The 17321-nt window shown below is 61.8% G+C and carries 19 protein-coding genes and 1 pseudogene; 12 read left to right on the top strand and 8 right to left on the bottom strand.

From position 1 onward, the window contains the following. Window positions 1-7: 7 nt before the first annotated feature. The 8 genes and pseudogenes from proC to NVB75_RS18090 all read left to right on the top strand — a co-directional run bounded on the left by proC (window position 8) and on the right by NVB75_RS18090 (window position 6025). A complete protein-coding gene (gene proC / locus NVB75_RS18055) occupies window positions 8-826 on the top strand; it encodes a pyrroline-5-carboxylate reductase (protein WP_258342643.1) in 819 nt (272 codons plus the stop codon). A gap of 24 nt (window positions 827-850) precedes the next feature. Continuing rightward, a complete protein-coding gene (locus NVB75_RS18060; protein WP_017476523.1) occupies window positions 851-1438 on the top strand; it encodes a YggT family protein in 588 nt (195 codons plus the stop codon). 229 nt (window positions 1439-1667) lie between these two features. Further along, a pseudogene (locus NVB75_RS18065) lies at window positions 1668-2806 on the top strand (homoserine O-acetyltransferase). A gap of 7 nt (window positions 2807-2813) precedes the next feature. Next, on the top strand, window positions 2814-3434 hold the full coding sequence (gene metW / locus NVB75_RS18070; RefSeq protein WP_076012994.1) for a methionine biosynthesis protein MetW: 621 nt from the start codon (window positions 2814-2816) through the stop codon (window positions 3432-3434). Window positions 3435-3455: 21 nt separating this feature from the next. Next, complete coding sequence (locus NVB75_RS18075; protein ID WP_258342645.1) at window positions 3456-3890, top strand: DUF4426 domain-containing protein; 435 nt, start codon at window positions 3456-3458, stop codon at window positions 3888-3890. Continuing rightward, the gene (gene rdgB / locus NVB75_RS18080; protein WP_008434161.1) at window positions 3887-4483 is read left to right on the top strand and encodes an RdgB/HAM1 family non-canonical purine NTP pyrophosphatase; all 597 of its coding nucleotides are present in this window, start codon (window positions 3887-3889) and stop codon (window positions 4481-4483) included. The genes NVB75_RS18075 and rdgB overlap by 4 nt, the downstream gene beginning before the upstream one ends. Next, complete coding sequence (gene hemW, locus NVB75_RS18085; RefSeq protein WP_256124507.1) at window positions 4480-5682, top strand: radical SAM family heme chaperone HemW; 1203 nt, start codon at window positions 4480-4482, stop codon at window positions 5680-5682. The genes rdgB and hemW overlap by 4 nt, the downstream gene beginning before the upstream one ends. A gap of 19 nt (window positions 5683-5701) precedes the next feature. After that, the gene (locus NVB75_RS18090) at window positions 5702-6025 is read left to right on the top strand and encodes a DUF3392 domain-containing protein (RefSeq protein WP_003213776.1); all 324 of its coding nucleotides are present in this window, start codon (window positions 5702-5704) and stop codon (window positions 6023-6025) included. Between the two features lie 144 nt (window positions 6026-6169). Here NVB75_RS18090 and trmB read toward each other — a convergent pair whose 3' ends face one another. From trmB to NVB75_RS18110, 4 genes are all read right to left on the bottom strand, one after another. After that, window positions 6170-6895, bottom strand: a complete 726-nt coding sequence (trmB, locus tag NVB75_RS18095) for a tRNA (guanosine(46)-N7)-methyltransferase TrmB (protein ID WP_010167706.1) — start codon at window positions 6893-6895, stop codon at window positions 6170-6172. A gap of 9 nt (window positions 6896-6904) precedes the next feature. Next, window positions 6905-7699 carry a thiazole synthase gene (locus NVB75_RS18100; RefSeq protein ID WP_003234615.1) on the bottom strand — a complete coding sequence of 265 codons (795 nt, stop codon included), beginning with the start codon at window positions 7697-7699 and terminating at the stop codon, window positions 6905-6907. Window positions 7700-7764: 65 nt separating this feature from the next. Continuing rightward, window positions 7765-7965 carry a sulfur carrier protein ThiS gene (gene thiS / locus NVB75_RS18105; protein WP_063026500.1) on the bottom strand — a complete coding sequence of 67 codons (201 nt, stop codon included), beginning with the start codon at window positions 7963-7965 and terminating at the stop codon, window positions 7765-7767. Window positions 7966-8036: 71 nt separating this feature from the next. Then, window positions 8037-8414, bottom strand: coding sequence for a DUF423 domain-containing protein (locus tag NVB75_RS18110; RefSeq protein WP_093204045.1), 378 nt, complete (start codon window positions 8412-8414; stop codon window positions 8037-8039). 74 nt (window positions 8415-8488) lie between these two features. On the opposite strand from NVB75_RS18110, the gene mtgA reads away from it, so the two are divergent. Beyond that, window positions 8489-9211, top strand: coding sequence for a monofunctional biosynthetic peptidoglycan transglycosylase (gene mtgA / locus NVB75_RS18115; RefSeq protein WP_063026496.1), 723 nt, complete (start codon window positions 8489-8491; stop codon window positions 9209-9211). Window positions 9212-9450: 239 nt separating this feature from the next. Here the strand turns inward: mtgA and rpoH are convergent, their stop codons facing one another. The 4 genes from rpoH to ftsY all read right to left on the bottom strand — a co-directional run bounded on the left by rpoH (window position 9451) and on the right by ftsY (window position 13519). Next, entirely contained in the window at window positions 9451-10305 is an 855-nt protein-coding gene (rpoH, locus tag NVB75_RS18120; RefSeq protein ID WP_003176698.1) for an RNA polymerase sigma factor RpoH, read from the bottom strand. Between the two features lie 129 nt (window positions 10306-10434). Beyond that, complete coding sequence (gene ftsX / locus NVB75_RS18125; protein WP_017476532.1) at window positions 10435-11457, bottom strand: permease-like cell division protein FtsX; 1023 nt, start codon at window positions 11455-11457, stop codon at window positions 10435-10437. Beyond that, window positions 11454-12125, bottom strand: a complete 672-nt coding sequence (gene ftsE, locus NVB75_RS18130) for a cell division ATP-binding protein FtsE (RefSeq protein ID WP_017476533.1) — start codon at window positions 12123-12125, stop codon at window positions 11454-11456. Before ftsE ends, ftsX begins: the two co-directional genes overlap by 4 nt. Then, on the bottom strand, window positions 12122-13519 hold the full coding sequence (ftsY, locus tag NVB75_RS18135; protein WP_258342648.1) for a signal recognition particle-docking protein FtsY: 1398 nt from the start codon (window positions 13517-13519) through the stop codon (window positions 12122-12124). Before ftsY ends, ftsE begins: the two co-directional genes overlap by 4 nt. A gap of 232 nt (window positions 13520-13751) precedes the next feature. On the opposite strand from ftsY, the gene NVB75_RS18140 reads away from it, so the two are divergent. From NVB75_RS18140 to rsmD, 3 genes are read left to right on the top strand one after another with little or no spacing between them, the layout of a single operon-like run. Beyond that, window positions 13752-15107 (top strand): pitrilysin family protein, encoded by a 1356-nt coding sequence (locus NVB75_RS18140; RefSeq protein WP_258342650.1) that lies wholly within the window; start codon window positions 13752-13754, stop codon window positions 15105-15107. Beyond that, the gene (locus NVB75_RS18145) at window positions 15100-16590 is read left to right on the top strand and encodes a pitrilysin family protein (RefSeq protein ID WP_258342651.1); all 1491 of its coding nucleotides are present in this window, start codon (window positions 15100-15102) and stop codon (window positions 16588-16590) included. Before NVB75_RS18140 ends, NVB75_RS18145 begins: the two co-directional genes overlap by 8 nt. After that, the gene (gene rsmD / locus NVB75_RS18150) at window positions 16590-17201 is read left to right on the top strand and encodes a 16S rRNA (guanine(966)-N(2))-methyltransferase RsmD (RefSeq protein WP_258342652.1); all 612 of its coding nucleotides are present in this window, start codon (window positions 16590-16592) and stop codon (window positions 17199-17201) included. Before NVB75_RS18145 ends, rsmD begins: the two co-directional genes overlap by 1 nt. Window positions 17202-17321 lie beyond the last annotated feature (120 nt).

Here is a 17321-nt window from a genome sequence, read left to right on the forward strand (position 1 = left end):
ACCTGTCATGAGCAACACGCGTATTGCCTTTATCGGCGCCGGTAACATGGCGGCCAGCCTGATCGGCGGCCTGCGGGCCAAGGGCCTGGAAGCACAACAGATTCGCGCCAGTGACCCGGGCGCCGACACGCGCTCCCGCGTCAGCGCCGAGCACGGCATCGACACCTTCGCCGACAACGCAGAAGCGATTGAAGGCGTGGACGTGGTGGTGCTGGCGGTCAAGCCACAAGCCATGAAAGCCGTGTGCGAAAGCCTGCGCCCAAGCCTCAAGCCCCATCAACTGGTGGTGTCCATCGCCGCCGGCATCACTTGCGCCAGCATGACCCACTGGCTCGGCGCCCAGCCGATTGTGCGTTGCATGCCCAACACCCCGGCGCTGCTGCGCAAGGGCGTGAGCGGCTTGTACGCCACCTCCGAAGTCACTGCCCAACAGCGTGATCAGGCACAAGAGCTGCTGTCCGCCGTGGGTATCGCCGTGTGGCTGGAACACGAGCAGCAACTGGACGCCGTCACCGCTGTGTCCGGCAGTGGCCCGGCGTATTTCTTCCTGCTGATCGAGGCCATGACCGCCGCTGGCGTGAAACTCGGCCTGCCACAGGAAGTCGCCGAGCAATTGGCCGAGCAAACCGCACTGGGTGCCGCGCAGATGGCCGTGTCCAGTGATGTCGACGCCGCCGAACTGCGCCGTCGCGTGACCTCGCCGGGCGGTACTACCCAAGCGGCAATCGAATCGTTCCAGGCCGGGGGCTTTGAAGCCCTGGTGGAAAAAGCACTGGGTGCCGCAGCACATCGTTCGGCCGAAATGGCCGAGCAGCTGGGCAAATAGTCGTCCCCCACATAGGAATCAAACATGCTCGGAATCAATGACGCTGCCATTTTCATCATCCAGACCCTGGGCAGCCTGTACCTGCTGATCGTGCTGATGCGTTTTATCCTGCAACTGGTGCGGGCGAACTTCTACAACCCGCTGTGCCAGTTCGTGGTGAAGGCCACGCAACCGCTGCTCAAGCCACTGCGCCGGGTGATCCCGAGCATGTTCGGCCTGGACATGTCCTCGCTGGTGCTGGCGCTGCTGCTGCAGATCCTGCTGTTCGCGGTCATCCTGTTGCTCAACGGCTACCAGGCCACCACGCTGCTGTTGCTGCCGTGGGCCTTGATCGGGATTTTCTCGCTGTTTTTGAAGATCATTTTCTGGTCGATGATCATCAGCGTGATCCTCTCGTGGGTCGCTCCCGGTAGCCGCAGCCCTGGCGCAGAGTTGGTGGGGCAGATCACTGAACCGGTGCTGGCACCGTTCCGTCGCCTGATACCGAACCTGGGTGGCCTGGATATCTCGCCGATCTTCGCGTTTATTGCGATTCAGCTGCTGCAAAGCTGGGTGATTCCGCGCCTGGCTTTCTACGCGTTCATGCCCAAAGAACTGTTCGGTCTGATCTGACGACAATGTGGCGAGGGCGCTTGCTCCCGCTGGGCTGCGCAGCAGCCCCAAAAAGGCCGACCGCGTTGCATCTGCAAAATCGCGGCAGCCGGACTGGGACCGCTTCGCGCTCCAGCGGGAGCAAGCTCCCTCGCCACAAAAGCCTTAAAAACACCAGCAGCCGGCCTTTGCTTGCCGCTGGGTGCAGCGGTCTTTAGACTTACGCCTCATTTAAACGAGAGCAGGGTCGATGCCAGCTGCCTTCCCCCCGATTCTGTTGGACTGGTCGTGCCCCAAGTGGCGCACTTCAGCGAACCGCTGGCCCTGGCCTGCGGCCGTTCGCTGCCCGCCTACGACCTGATCTATGAAACCTACGGCCAACTGAACGCCACGGGCAGCAATGCCGTGCTGATCTGCCACGCCTTGTCCGGCCATCACCACGCTGCAGGGTTTCACAGCATGGACGAGCGCAAGCCCGGCTGGTGGGACAGCTGCATCGGCCCGGGCAAACCGATCGACACCAACAAGTTCTTCGTCGTCAGCCTGAACAACCTCGGCGGCTGCAACGGCTCCACTGGCCCCAGCAGCCTCAACCCGGAAACCGGCAAACCGTTTGGCGCCGATTTCCCGGTACTGACCGTGGAAGACTGGGTGCACAGCCAGGCGCGCCTGGCCGACGTACTGGGCATCGCCCAATGGGCCGCCGTGATCGGCGGCAGCCTGGGCGGCATGCAGGCCCTGCAATGGACCATCACCTACCCGGACCGCGTGCGCCATTGCCTGGCCATCGCCTCGGCCCCCAAGCTGTCGGCGCAGAACATCGCCTTCAACGAAGTGGCGCGCCAGGCGATCCTCACCGACCCGGAGTTCCACGGCGGTTCGTTCCAGGAAGCCGGCGTGATCCCCAAGCGCGGGCTGATGCTCGCGCGCATGGTCGGGCACATCACTTACCTGTCGGATGACTCCATGGGCGAGAAATTCGGCCGTGGCCTCAAGAGCGAGAAGCTCAACTACGACTTCCACAGCGTCGAGTTCCAGGTCGAGAGCTATCTACGTTATCAGGGTGAGGAGTTTTCCGGGCGTTTCGACGCCAACACCTACCTGCTGATGACCAAGGCCCTGGACTACTTCGACCCGGCGGCGAACTTCGACGATGACCTGGCGCGCACCTTCGAGGCGGCCACCGCCAAGTTCTGCGTGATGTCGTTCACCACGGACTGGCGCTTCTCCCCGGCCCGCTCGCGGGAGTTGGTGGATGCGCTGATGGCCGCGAAGAAAGACGTCTGCTACCTGGAGATCGACGCACCGCAAGGCCACGACGCCTTTCTGATCCCGATCCCGCGTTACTTGCAGGCCTTTAGCAATTATATGAACCGAATAGCACTGTGAGAACGCCATGAGAGCCGACCTGGAAATCATCCAAGACTGGATCCCCGCCGGCAGCCGCGTGCTCGACCTCGGTTGCGGCGATGGCGAACTGCTGAGCTGGCTGCGCGACAACAAGCAAGTCACCGGCTATGGCCTGGAAAACGACCCGGACAACATCGCCCAGTGCGTGGCCAAGGGCATCAACGTGATCGAGCAGGACCTGGACAAGGGCCTCGGCAACTTTGCCAGCAACAGCTTCGACATCGTGGTCATGACCCAAGCGCTGCAAGCCGTGCACTACCCGGACCGGATCCTCGACGAAATGTTGCGGGTCGGCCGCCAGTGCATCATTACTTTCCCCAATTTCGGCCACTGGCGCTGCCGCTGGTACCTGGCCACCAAGGGCCGCATGCCAGTGTCGGATTTCCTGCCCTACACCTGGTACAACACGCCCAACATCCACTTCTGCACCTTCGAAGACTTCGAAGCGCTGTGCAGCGAGCGCGAAGCCAAAGTCATCAACCGTCTTGCCGTCGATCAACAGCACCGTCACGGCTGGGCGAGTAAGCTATGGCCCAACCTGCTGGGTGAGATCGGGATCTACCGGGTCAGCAGCCCGGGCCTGACGGACCACCAGATTGCCGTCTAACCATTTTCAAGGAGGACGAACATGAGTCGTTTGGCTACTTTTTTACTCACCGCGTGCCTGAGCGTCAGCGCTATGGCGGCGGATGTTATCGACAGTAATCGCAAGAAGGAATTCGGCGATATCACGGTGCACTACAACACCCTGACCACCAGTTTCCTGACACCGGAAATGGCCCAGGAAGCCGGGATCGTACGCAGCAAAGAGCTGGGCATGATCAATGTGTTCGTGAACAAGGGCGTCGAATCGATAGACGCCACCGTCACCGGCACGATCAAAGACCTGAGCGGCAAGAGCGAGATGCTGACGTTCAAGAAGATCATCCAGAATGGTTCTACGCTTTACGTCGCCCAGTACCCGGTGCCGCAGCAGGAAACCAAGATTTTCACCATCAACGTTGAAACCGGTGGCAAAGCCCACGGTTTCAGTTTCAACCAGGAACTGTTTCCGGCCGAATGATGAACCTCACACAACTCGTACTCGCCAGCCATAACGCCGGCAAGCTCAAAGAACTCCAGGCCATGCTCGGCGACTCGGTGCAATTGCGCTCGATTGGCGAGTTCAGCCAGGTAGAGCCGGAAGAGACTGGCCTGTCGTTCGTCGAGAATGCCATCCTCAAGGCCCGCAATGCCGCGCGCATTTCCGGCCTGCCGGCACTGGCTGACGATTCGGGCTTGGCCGTGGACTTCCTCGGTGGCGCTCCGGGCATCTACTCGGCGCGTTATGCCGACGGCAAAGGCGACGCGGCCAACAACGCCAAGCTGCTCGACGCCCTCAAGGACGTGCCCGACGCGATGCGCGGCGCACAGTTCGTCTGCGTGCTGGCCCTGGTCCGTCACGCCGATGATCCATTACCGATCCTCTGTGAAGGCCTGTGGCACGGGCGCATCCTGCACGCAGCCAGCGGCGAGCACGGTTTTGGCTACGACCCGCTGTTCTGGGTGCCGGAGCGCAATGTCTCCAGCGCCGAACTGAGCCCGGCCGACAAGAACCAGATCAGCCACCGCGCCCGCGCAATGGATTTGCTGCGCCAGCGTCTGGGCCTGAAATGACCCAGAACACCTCCGCGCAGCCACTGATCCTCGGTGGCGCGCAAACACCTCGGGCGGCCTTGCCTCACCTGCCGCCCCTGGCGCTGTACATCCACATCCCGTGGTGCGTGCGCAAATGCCCTTATTGCGACTTCAACTCCCACACCGCCAGCAAGGTGCTGCCAGAGGAAGAGTACGTCGACGCATTGCTGGCCGACCTCGATCAGGACCTGCACGCGGTGTATGGCCGTGAGCTGAGTTCGATCTTTTTCGGCGGCGGCACCCCGAGCCTGTTCAGCGCCACTGCCCTGGGCCGGTTGCTCAAGGGCGTGGAAGCGCGCATCCCGTTTGCCAGCGACATCGAGATCACCCTGGAAGCCAACCCCGGTACCTTCGAGCAAGAGAAGTTCGTGGCGTACCGCAAGCTGGGGATCAATCGGCTGTCGATAGGTATCCAGAGTTTCCAGCAGGAAAAACTCGAAGCCCTGGGCCGCATCCACAACGGTGACGAAGCCGTGCGTGCCGCCGGCATGGCGCGCCAGGCCGGGTTCGACAACTTCAACCTGGACTTGATGCACGGTTTGCCCGATCAGTCCCTGGACGACGCCCTGGGCGACCTGCGCCAGGCCATTGCCCTCAAGCCCACGCATCTGTCCTGGTATCAACTGACCCTGGAACCCAACACCGTGTTCTGGAACCAGCCGCCCGTGCTGCCGGAGGACGACACCCTGTGGGACATTCAGGAAGCCGGCCAGGCGCTGCTCGCCGAACACGGTTACGCCCAATACGAAGTCTCGGCCTACGCCCAACCGGGCCGGCCGGCGCGGCATAACCTGAACTACTGGAGCTTTGGCGACTTTATCGGCATCGGTGCCGGTGCCCACGGCAAGCTCAGCCATCCGGATGGGCGCATCGTGCGCACCTGGAAAACCCGGGCGCCGAAGGACTACCTCAACCCGGCGAAAAACTACCAGGCCGGCGCGAAAGAACTGACCAACGAAGAGTTACCGTTCGAGTTCCTGATGAACGCCCTGCGCCTCACCGACGGCGTCGAAGCCAGGCTTTATGCCGAGCGCACCGGCCTTGAGCTGGCGAGTCTCGATGAGGCCCGTCGTGAGGCAGAACAAAGTGGCTTAATGCAGGTCGAACCGTCACGCCTGGCGGCCACCGACCGCGGGCAACTCTTTCTCAATGACCTGCTGCAGAAGTTTTTGAGCTGATTGCTCTTAAGGAAATCGAATGGATCTGGTACTCGACCTGCTCGCCACCGTATCCCGCTGGAGCCGTAGCAACCTGTCGGAAATCTCCCTGGCGTTGGTAGGCTGCCTGCTGGTGCTGTTTGGCGCCGACATCAAGGGCTGGGTCGAAGCACGACTGGGCAGCATCGCGGGCGCGCTACGCGTGCCGCTGATGGCGCTGGTGTGCATGATCGGCAGCGGTGCTGCGCTGATCTATGCCACGCCGTGGATCGTTCGCGGGTTGAGCCAGTTCAACAACTACAGCCTGGCGCCGGTGTTGTTGGTGGTGCTGGTGTTAATTGGGGTGGTGGCGGATCGCCGCTGACCTTAAGCGCGGCACAAAACAAAATGTGGGAGCGGGCTTGCTCGCGAATGCGGTGTGTCAGTCAGCGTAAATGTCGACTGATCTACCGCATTCGCGAGCAAGCCCGCTCCCACATTTTTTACTGCATTTCAAGCCTGGGACTTATCAGTCCACTTTCTCGAACTTCAAATCCCAAACCCCATGCCCGAGTCGCTCGCCGCGACGTTCGAACTTGGTGATCGGCCGTTCAGCCGGGCGCGGGACGCATTTGCCGTCTTCCGCCAGGTTGCGGTAGCCGGGGGCGACGTTCATCACTTCCAGCATGTATTCGGCGTACGGCTCCCAGTCGGTGGCCATGTGCAGGATGCCGCCCACTTTCAGCTTGCTGCGCACCAGCTCCGCGAAGGAAGCCTGGACGATGCGGCGCTTGTGGTGACGGCTCTTGTGCCACGGGTCGGGGAAGAACAGCATCAGGCGGTCGAGGCTGTTGTCGGCGATGCAGCGGTTGAGCACTTCGATCGCGTCGCAGTCGTAGACCCGCAGGTTGGTCAGGCCCTGAGTCAGCACGCCGTTCAGCAGCGCGCCAACACCCGGACGGTGGACTTCAACCCCGATAAAATCCTGCTCCGGCGAAGCTGCAGCCATTTCCAGCAGGGAATGGCCCATGCCGAAGCCGATTTCCAGGGAGCGTGGCGCCGAGCGGCCGAACACCTGGTCGTAATCCACCGGTGCGTCCACCAGCGGCAGGACGAACAGCGGCGTGCCCTGCTCCAGGCCCTTTTGCTGACCTTCGGTCATGCGACCGGCGCGCATCACAAAACTCTTGATGCGGCGGTGCTTGGACTCGTCGCCTTCTTCCAGGGTGTTCGGCGTTTCGTTTGATTCAGTCATCAATGGCTCTTACTTGATCAGACCATCCAGCGGCGAGGAGGCGCTGGCGTAAAGTTTTTTCGGCATGCGCCCGGCGAGGTACGCCAGACGGCCGGCGACGATTGCGTGTTGCATGGCTTCGGCCATCATGATCGGCTGCTGGGCATGGGCGATGGCCGAGTTCATCAGCACCGCATCGCAACCCAGTTCCATGGCGATGGTGGCGTCAGAGGCAGTGCCCACGCCCGCATCCACCAGCACCGGGATCTTGGCTTCTTCGAGGATGATCTGCAGGTTGTACGGATTGCAGATACCCAAACCGGAACCGATCAGACCGGCCAGCGGCATCACGGCGATGCAGCCGATTTCGGCCAGTTGGCGGGCGATGATCGGGTCGTCGCTGGTGTAGACCATCACGTCGAAGCCTTCCTTGACCAGGGTCTCGGCGGCCTTGAGGGTTTCGATCACGTTGGGGAACAGGGTTTTCTGGTCGGCCAGCACTTCCAGCTTCACCAGGTTGTGGCCGTCGAGCAGCTCACGGGCCAGGCGGCAAGTGCGCACGGCTTCGATGGCATCGTAGCAACCAGCCGTGTTCGGCAAGAAGGTGTAGCGATCCGGCGACAGCACTTCGAGCAGGTTCGGCTCGCCCTCGATCTGGCCGAGGTTGGTGCGGCGCACGGCGAAAGTAACGATCTCGGCACCCGAGGCTTCGATGGCCAGGCGGGTTTCTTCCATGTCGCGGTACTTACCGGTACCGACCAGCAAACGGGACTGGTAGGTACGACCGGCCAGGACAAAAGGCTTGTCGCTACGAACGATGCTCATGGGAAATCCTCGAGTTGGGGTGAGGTTCTACAGAATGCGGGTTGGCGCTCTGGAGCGCCGGGCGGCTACCCGCCGCCGATGGCATGGACCACTTCGACCTGGTCACCTTCGGTGAGCGCGGTCTCGGCGTGCTGGCTACGCGGGACGATATCCTGGTTGAGCTCCACTGCGACGCGACGCCCGGTCAAATCCAGACGGGTTAGCAGGGCCGAAACGGTTTCACCGTCGGGCAGTTCAAAGGATTCGCCGTTCAACTGAATGCGCATGCCACGGGCCGCCATCGTTTTTAGGGGCCAGCATTCTAGCGTGATTGGCGTTGCTGGCCCAAGCCCCTTGGTCAGGCAGCCTGTAGACGCCACGCCGCCAAACCGAGGAAGAACCAGCCCAGCAGGAACGCTAGGCCACCAAACGGGGTGATGATGCCGAGCTTGCTGATGCCGGTCATGGTCAGCACATACAGGCTGCCGGAGAACAGCAGGATGCCGATGGTGAACGAGATGCCCGCCCAGGTGACCAGTCGACCGGGAATGTGCACCGCCAGCAATGCCACGCCGAACAGCGCCAGGGTGTGCACCAGTTGGTAGGTCACGCCGGTGTGGAAAATCGCCAGGTACTCGGCGCTCAGGCGGTTTTTCAGGCCGTGGGCGGCAAACGCGCCTAGGGCAACGCCGGTGAAACCGAAAAAGGCAGCCAGCATCAGAAAGCCACGCAACATGAGGAACTCCAATCAGACTCAGTGGGCAGGGTCTGTATAATGGCCCGCTCAACGGGTTCGGCCAAGCCATCTCTATGCTGCGTCTCCTCTTCAAGCGTTTTCTCAAAGTCCTCAAGTGGTTTGCCATCGGCAGCGTGCTGCTGGTGCTGCTGTTCCGTTTCGTGCCGCCACCGGGAACTGCGCTGATGGTTGAGCGCAAGGTCGAATCCTGGGTCGACGGCGAGCCAATTGACGTACAGCGCACCTGGGTGCCGTGGGATCAGATCTCCGACGAGCTTAAAGTGGCGGTGATGGCGGGCGAAGACCAGCGCTTCCCGCAGCATTGGGGTTTTGATTTCGACGCGATCCAGGCGGCGTTGCTGCATAACGAGCGCGGCGGCTCGATTCGCGGCGCCAGCACCTTGAGCCAGCAGGTGTCGAAGAATCTGTTTTTGTGGACCGGCCGCAGCTATTTCCGTAAGGGCCTGGAAGCCTGGTTTACCGGGCTGATCGAGATTCTCTGGCCCAAGCAGCGAATTCTTGAGGTGTACCTCAACAGCGTGGAATGGGATGAAGGCGTGTTCGGCGCAGAAGCGGCGGCGCGGCATCACTTTGGGGTGAGCGCCAAGGCGCTGACCCGCCAGCAGGCCAGCTACCTGGCGGCGGTGTTGCCTAACCCACGGGTGTGGAGCGCCAGCCATCCAACATCGTATGTGGCGCGACGGGCGGCGTGGATTCGGCAGCAGATGAGTCAGTTGGGTGGCGACAGCTATTTGAATGAGCTCAATAACTCGCGCAAAGCGCCCTGGGCTGACTAACCCGTCACTCCGGCCGCCGCTACTCCCCCGTAGCAGCTGTCGAGCCTTAGCGAGGCTGCGTCAGGCGCGACGCGGTGTTGAAGACTGCGGCGCGGCCCACGCAGCCTCGCTAAGGCTCGACAGCTGCTACGGGGGGGACGGGGAGACGGGAGGACGGGTAGCGCTAATGGCCGGACCTTGCGCAAACAAAAATGCCCCGATCTCTCGATCGGGGCATTTTTTTGTCACTTCGCTGCCGTTTAGGCGGCGATCGACAGTTTCAGCTTGTTCATCGCACTCTTCTCGAGCTGACGAATCCGCTCGGCCGACACGTTGTACTTCTGCGCCAGGTCGTGCAGCGTGGCTTTTTCTTCTGCCAGCCAGCGTTGGTAGAGAATGTCACGGCTGCGGTCGTCCAGCACTTCCAGCGCTTCATGCAGGTTGTGGTTGGAGTTGTCGCTCCAGTCAGCGTCTTCCAGTTGACGCGCCGGGTCGTACCGGTGGTCTTCCAGGTAGTTGGCCGGCGATTGGAAGGCGCTGTCGTCGTCCGCTTCAGCGGCCGGGTCGAAGGCCATGTCATGGCCGGTCAGGCGACTTTCCATCTCGCGCACTTCACGTGGCTCAACGCCAAGGCTTTCGGCCACGCGATGCACTTCTTCGTTGTTCAGCCACGCCAGGCGTTTCTTCTGGCTGCGCAGGTTGAAGAACAGTTTGCGCTGGGCCTTGGTGGTCGCGACTTTCACGATGCGCCAGTTGCGCAGGATGAATTCGTGAATTTCCGCCTTGATCCAGTGCACAGCAAACGACACCAGGCGCACACCCATTTCCGGGTTGAAGCGCTTTACAGCTTTCATCAGGCCAACGTTGCCTTCCTGAATCAGGTCAGCCTGGGCCAGGCCGTAGCCGGAATAGCTACGGGCGATATGTACGACAAAACGCAGGTGGGCGAGCACCATCTGCCGAGCCGCCCCCAAATCCTGCTCATAGTAGAGACTCTCGGCCAGTTCACGCTCCTGCTCGGGCGTCAGCAATGGAATGCTGTTGACCGTGTGCACATAGGCCTCCAGGTTCGCACCCGGGACCAGAGCATAAGCAGGTTGCAAAGAAGTGGTCATACGAAAAAACCTCCGACTCACATAACTCGTGCAGTTCAGCACTGCGAAAATTGACCGGGAACCGTAGGACAAGTTCCCTAAACCACTGATACGGTCAATACAAACGAAACCACATTACCCTGACATTAACTACTTCGGTGCCAGCTCACGTAAATGCCGTGCGACCGCAATCCACGCACCGATATACCCCAAGAGCACTGCCCCAAGCAACAATGACAGACCATCGGCTGCCGGCACGCCGGCCAGGGCAAAGTCGCTGCCGTACAGGCCGGCAAGCCCCACCACCGCGTCGTTCAGCCAGTTCAGGCCAAAAGCCAGTACCCCCCAGGACAAAATCCCCGCACCGAAGCCATAAAGCGCGCCCATGTACAGAAAAGGACGACGCACATAGCTGTCCGTGCCGCCGACGAGTTTAATCACTTCTATCTCGGTGCGGCGGTTTTCAATATGAAGACGAATGGTATTGCCTATCACCAAAAGTAATGCAGACACCAGCAACACCGTCAGGCCGAACACAAACCGGTCGCCCAGCTTGAGAATCGCCGCCAACCGCTCTACCCAGACTAGATCAAGTTGGGCCTGCTGCACCTTCGGCAGCTCTGCGAGTTTTTGTCGCAGGGCTTCCAGGGTCGTCTTGTCGACTTCGTTCGGGGTGACCAGCACCACGCCTGGCAGCGGGTTTTGCGGCAGCTCCTTGAGCGCCTCACCCAGGCCGGACTGTTGCTGGAACTCTTCCAGGGCCTGGTCGCGGCTGATGTATTCAGCCTCGGCCACACCTGGAAGCTCTTTGATCTCGTCGCGCAGGGACTCGCCGTCTTTGGTGCTGGCATCCAGGTTCAGGTACAGCGAAATCTGCGCCGCCCGCTGCCATGAGCCGCCAAGGCGCTCGACATTATTGAGCAGCAGCGACAACCCCATCGGCAGGCTCAAGGCCACGGCCATCACCAGGCAGGTGAAGAAGCTGCCAATCGGCTGTTTGCCCAGGCGGCGCAGGCTGTCTACCAGGCTGGCGCGGTGGCTTTCGATCCAGGCATGCACCAGGGTGCCGAAATCCGGGCCATCGTCTTCGTCGCGTTTTTTCTTCTGTGGCTGCGGGTCGGCCGCCTTTGGCGCGACGCGCTCGGAAACCTTAGGGCTGCGTGTTGCACTCATACCCCAGCCTCCCCGTCACCAATCAGGCGGCCGCGTTGCAGGGTCAACATGCGGTGACGCATGCGGGCGATCAGCGCCAGGTCGTGACTGGCGATCAGCACGCTGGTGCCCAGGCGGTTGATGTCTTCGAACACGCCCATGATTTCTGCCGCCAGGCGCGGGTCGAGGTTACCGGTAGGTTCGTCCGCCAGCAGCAAGGCCGGGCGATGCACAATGGCGCGGGCGATGCCGACGCGCTGTTGCTGGCCGGTGGACAGGTCGCCCGGGTAGAGGTCGGTCTTGTCCGAGAGCGCGACACGCTCCAGGGCCGAATCCACGCGCTTGATGATTTCGGCCTTGGACAGCCCGAGAATCTGCAACGGCAAAGCAATGTTGTTGAACACCGTGCGGTCGAACAGCAACTGGTGATTCTGGAACACCACGCCGATCTGCCGGCGCAGGAATGGAATCTGTGCGTTGCTGATGGTCGCCAGGTCCTGGCCCGCCAGCAGCAGCTTGCCGGTGGTTGGACGCTCCATGGCCAGCAGCAGGCGCAGCAAGGTACTTTTACCGGCACCCGAATGGCCGGTCACAAACAAGAATTCGCCGCGGCGCACCCGGAAACTCAGCTCATGCAAGCCGACATGCCCGTTGGCGTAGCGTTTACCGACCTGTTCGAAACGAATCATGAACGCTCCCGCTCGGCAAACAGTGCCTGTACAAAGGGTTCGGCTTCAAAAGTGCGCAGGTCGTCGATGCCTTCACCGACGCCGATATAACGAATCGGCAACCCGAACTGCTTGGCCAGGGCGAAGATCACGCCGCCTTTGGCCGTGCCGTCGAGCTTAGTCAATGCCAGGCCGGTCAGTTGGACCGTCTGGTGGAATTGTTTGGCCTGGCTGATAGCGTTCTGGCCAGTACCGGCGTCCAGCACCAACAACACCTCGTGGGGCGCGTCGGCGTCGAGCTTGCCGATCACGCGGCGAACTTTCTTCAATTCTTCCATCAGGTTGTCTTTGGTGTGCAGGCGACCGGCGGTATCGGCGATCAGCACATCAATGTTGCGGGCCTTGGCAGCCTGCACCGCATCGAAGATCACCGAAGCCGAATCGGCGCCGGTGTGCTGGGCGATGACCGGGATCTTGTTGCGCTCGCCCCAGACCTGCAACTGCTCCACGGCAGCAGCACGGAACGTGTCACCGGCGGCCAGCATGACCTTCTTGCCTTCCAGCTGCAGCTTCTTGGCCAGCTTGCCGATGGTGGTGGTCTTGCCGGCGCCGTTGACGCCGACCACCAGAATGACAAATGGCTTTTTCTGCGTATCGATGACCAGCGGTGCTTCCACCGGCTTGAGCATGGCCGCCAGCTCGGCCTGCAGCGACTTGTAGAGCGCATCGGCGTCGGTCAGCTGCTTGCGCGCGACCTTCTGGGTCAGGCTCTGGATGATCACGGCGGTGGCTTCGACGCCCACGTCGGCCGTCAGCAGGCGGGTTTCGATGTCTTCCAGCAACTCGTCATCGATGGTCTTTTTGCCGAGGAACAGGCTGGCCATGCCTTCGCCGATACTGGCGCTGGTCTTGCTCAGGCCTTGCTTGAGGCGGGCAAAGAAGCCGGTTTTGCTGGTTTCGGTGGGCGCGGCAGGTGCTTCGACTTCGATGACAGCAGGAGCGGCAACCACCACCGGAGCCGGTACAGGCTCGACCACCACCGGCGCTGGCGCCTCGACGATGACCTGCGGCGGCTCGACAACCACAGGAATCGGCGGTGCAACCTGCTCGGCCTGCACATCCTCGACCAGCGCCACCGGCTCTTCAGCCACCGGCAACTCCGGCCATGGCGTGTGCTCGGGTTCAGGCTCTACCTCGGCTACCGGCTGCAACACCGGTTCAGCCATCGGCAACACCACCGGGGCCGGAGTTTCGGCAACCGGTTCGGCTTCTACTGGGGATTCAGGGATCGGTTCTGCTTGAACCTGCGGCTGTTCGACGACGGTTTCCTGCGGCTTTTTGCGCAGCCATCCGAACAGGCCTTTTTTCTCGCCAGCCGCAGCTGGGGTCTTCTTGTCGTCGTTGGAACCAAACATGGAGACGGCTATCTCAAGGTAGCGACGCGCCAGGGGGCACGTCGGTAAATAAAATTCGATGCGTAACAGACTGTTTTTTAGCCAGCTCGTTCATGCGCAACATTTTGTAAGGCCTAAATAGGGCCTCAACAAGACAGCCGTAGTGGCCGTCCCTAGGTCGGATCAGTATCCTAGCACCTCCTCGCCCGCCGACGCTAAGACCAAGCGGGCAGCTCAACAGGTTTAAAAACGAATGAATGCTCTAGCCCGCCGCGCCGCAGGCCTGCTGCTCAGCACAGTTTGTCTGCCCCTTTCAGCTTTGGCTGCCGACCCACAACCCACCCACGAATTCACCCTGGACAACGGCCTCAAGGTCGTCGTGCGCGAAGACCATCGCGCGCCGGTGGTGGTTTCCCAGGTCTGGTACAAGGTTGGCTCAAGCTATGAAACCCCGGGCCAGACCGGTTTGTCCCACGCCCTGGAACACATGATGTTCAAGGGCAGCGCCAAGGTCGGCCCCGGCGAAGCCTCGCTGATCCTGCGTGACCTGGGCGCCGAAGAAAACGCCTTCACCAGCGACGACTACACCGCTTACTACCAGGTGCTGGCCCGTGACCGCCTGGGCGTTGCCTTCGAGCTGGAAGCCGACCGCATGGCCAGCCTGCGTCTGCCGGCCGACGAATTCAGCCGCGAGATCGAGGTAATCAAGGAAGAGCGCCGGATGCGCACCGACGACAACCCGATGTCCAAGGCCTACGAGCGCTTCAAGGCCATGGCCTACCCGGCCAGCGGCTACCACACGCCGACCATCGGCTGGATGTCCGACCTGGACCGCATGAAGGTTGAAGAACTGCGCCACTGGTACCAATCCTGGTACGTGCCGAACAACGCCACCCTGGTAGTGGTGGGCGACGTGACCCCGGATGAGGTCAAGACCCTGGCCCAACGCTACTTCGGCCCGATCCCCAAGCGCGACGTGCCACCGGCGAAAATCCCGCTGGAACTGGCCGAGCCCGGCGAACGCCTGCTGACAATGCACGTACAGACCAAACTGCCCAGCGTGATCCTTGGTTTCAACGTGCCCAGCCTCGCCACCGCTGAAGACAAGCGTTCGGTCAACGCCTTGCGCCTGATCTCGGCCCTGCTGGACGGCGGCTACAGCGCGCGCATCTCGACGCAACTGGAGCGCGGCGAAGAGCTGGTATCCGGCGGTTCGTCGAGCTACGACGCCTACACCCGCGGTGACAGCCTGTTCACCCTGACCGCCACGCCGAACCTGCAGAAGAAAAAGACCGTGGCCCAGGCTGAAGCCGGCCTGTGGCGCCTGCTGGATGAACTGAAGGCCAAGCCACCGAGCGCAGAAGAACTGGAGCGTATCCGCGCCCAGGTCATCGCCGGGGTGGTTTACCAGCGCGACTCGATCACCAGCCAAGCCACTGCTATCGGCTCCCTGGAGACCGTCGGCCTGTCCTGGAAACTCATGGACACCGAGCTGGCCGAGCTGCAAAGCGTAACCGCCGAAGATATCCAGAAAGCTGCACGCACCTATTTCACCCGCGAACGTCTCAGCGTCGCCCATGTCTTGCCTGAGGAGACCGCTCATGAGTGAACGTAAAAACAACCGTCTGGTGCTGCCCGGCCTGATCGTGGTCACGTTGGCTGCCGCGTGCGCGGTGTATTTCCTGCGCCCGAGCGAATCCGTCGCCAGCCAGGCGCTGGAGCAGGCCAAGTCCGCCAACACGCTGCAATCCCTGGCCGAGCTGGACGACAAGGCACCGACCAACCGCAAGCTCGACGTGCAAACCTGGACCACCGCCGAAGGCGCCAAGGTGCTGTTCGTCGAAGCCCATGAACTGCCGATGTTCGACATGCGCATCCTGTTCGCCGCCGGCAGCAGCCAGGACGGCGACACGCCTGGCCTGGCGTTGTTGACCAACGCGATGCTCAACGAGGGCGTGCCGGGCAAGGACGTCAGCCAGATTGCCGCCGGTTTCGACGGCTTGGGTGCCGATTTCAGCAATGGCGCCTACCGCGACATGGCGCTGGTTTCCCTGCGCAGCCTGAGCGCCAGCGACAAGCGTGATGCAGCCCTGTCGCTGTTTGACGACGTGATCGGCAAGCCGACTTTCCCCGCCGACTCCCTGGCGCGGATCAAGAACCAGCTGCTGGCCGGCTTTGAATACCAGAAGCAGAACCCCGGCAAACTGGCGAGCATCGCGCTCTTCAAGCAGCTCTATGGCGACCACCCTTACGCCCATCCGAGCGAAGGCAACGCCGAAAGCGTGCCCAAGGTCACCCTCGCGCAGTTGAAGGACTTCCACGCCAAGGCCTATGCCGCCGGCAACGCGGTGATTTCTGTAGTCGGCGATCTGACCCGCGCCGAAGCCGAAGCCATGACCGCCAAGGTCTCCGCTTCACTGCCCAAAGGCCCGGCGCTGGCGAAGATCGCCCAACCGGTCGAGCCGAAGGCGGGTACCACGCACATCGAGTTCCCGTCCAAGCAGACAACCCTGCTGCTGGCGCAACTGGGCATCGACCGCGCCGACCCGGACTACGCCGCGCTGTCCCTGGGCAACCAGATCCTCGGCGGCGGTGGCTTCGGCACCCGCTTGATGAGCGAAGTGCGCGAGAAACGCGGCCTGACCTACGGCGTATACTCCGGCTTCTCACCGATGCAGGTGCGCGGCCCGTTCATGATCAACCTGCAAACCCGCGCCGAAATGAGCGCTGGCACCTTGAAACTGGTGCAGGACGTGCTGGCCGACTACCTGAAGACCGGCCCGACACAAAAAGAACTCGACGACGCCAAGCGCGAACTGGCCGGCAGCTTCCCGCTGTCCACCGCGAGCAATGCCGATATCGTCGGGCAGCTGGGCGCCATGGGTTTCTACAACTTGCCGCTGAGCTACCTGGAAGATTTCATGAAACAATCCCAGGCGCTGACCGTTGACCAGGTCAAAGCTGCTTTGAACAAACATTTGAGTGCCGACAAACTGGTCATCGTGACCGCCGGCCCAACGATTGCGCAAAAGCCACTACCGCCCCCCACAGATAAACCCGCCGAGCAGCCGCTCGGGGTTCCGGAGCATTAATGGCCCGTCCATCCCGTCCCAAAAAACCTGTCCACAACGTTCACAACGGTGTGGGCCAACTGCGCATCATCGGCGGAGAGTGGGGCAGCCGTAAGCTGAGCTTCCCTGACGTCGTGGGCCTGCGCCCGACGCCCGACCGCGTGCGTGAAACCCTGTTCAACTGGCTCGCGCCGTATATCGCCGGGGCCAAGGTGCTGGACCCGTTCGCGGGCAGCGGCGCGTTATTCCTCGAAAGCCTGTCCCGTGGCGCTGCCTTGGGCCAGGCGCTGGATGCCAGCAATGTGGCGGTCGCCAGCCTCAAGGAACACCTGGGCACCCTGCGTTGCACCACGGGGCAAGTGCAGACGGCTGATGCGCTGCGCTACCTGGAAACCCAGGAAGCCCGCGAGTTTGACGTGGTGTTCCTCGATCCGCCGTTTAACCAGAACCTGCTGCCGACCGTTTGCGCATTGCTGGAAGAGCGCCAGTGGTTGGCACCGGATGCCTGGATCTACACTGAAAGCGAAACCGCACCGTCCACACTCGGCCTGCCGGGCACCTGGCGCCTGCACCGCGAGCAGAAATCCGGGCGGGTGTATTACGCGTTGTGGCAACGCACGACACAAATCTAACCCTGTGGTGAGGGAGCTTGCTGTGGCGAGGGAGCTTGCTCCCGCTGGGCTGCGCAGCAGCCCCAAAGCAGGCGACCGAGTTTTCTGAGAGATTGAGGGGTCAGTTTTTAGGGCCGCTTC

Source organism: Pseudomonas sp. CBS (assembly GCF_024734645.1).
Classification (GTDB): domain Bacteria; phylum Pseudomonadota; class Gammaproteobacteria; order Pseudomonadales; family Pseudomonadaceae; genus Aquipseudomonas.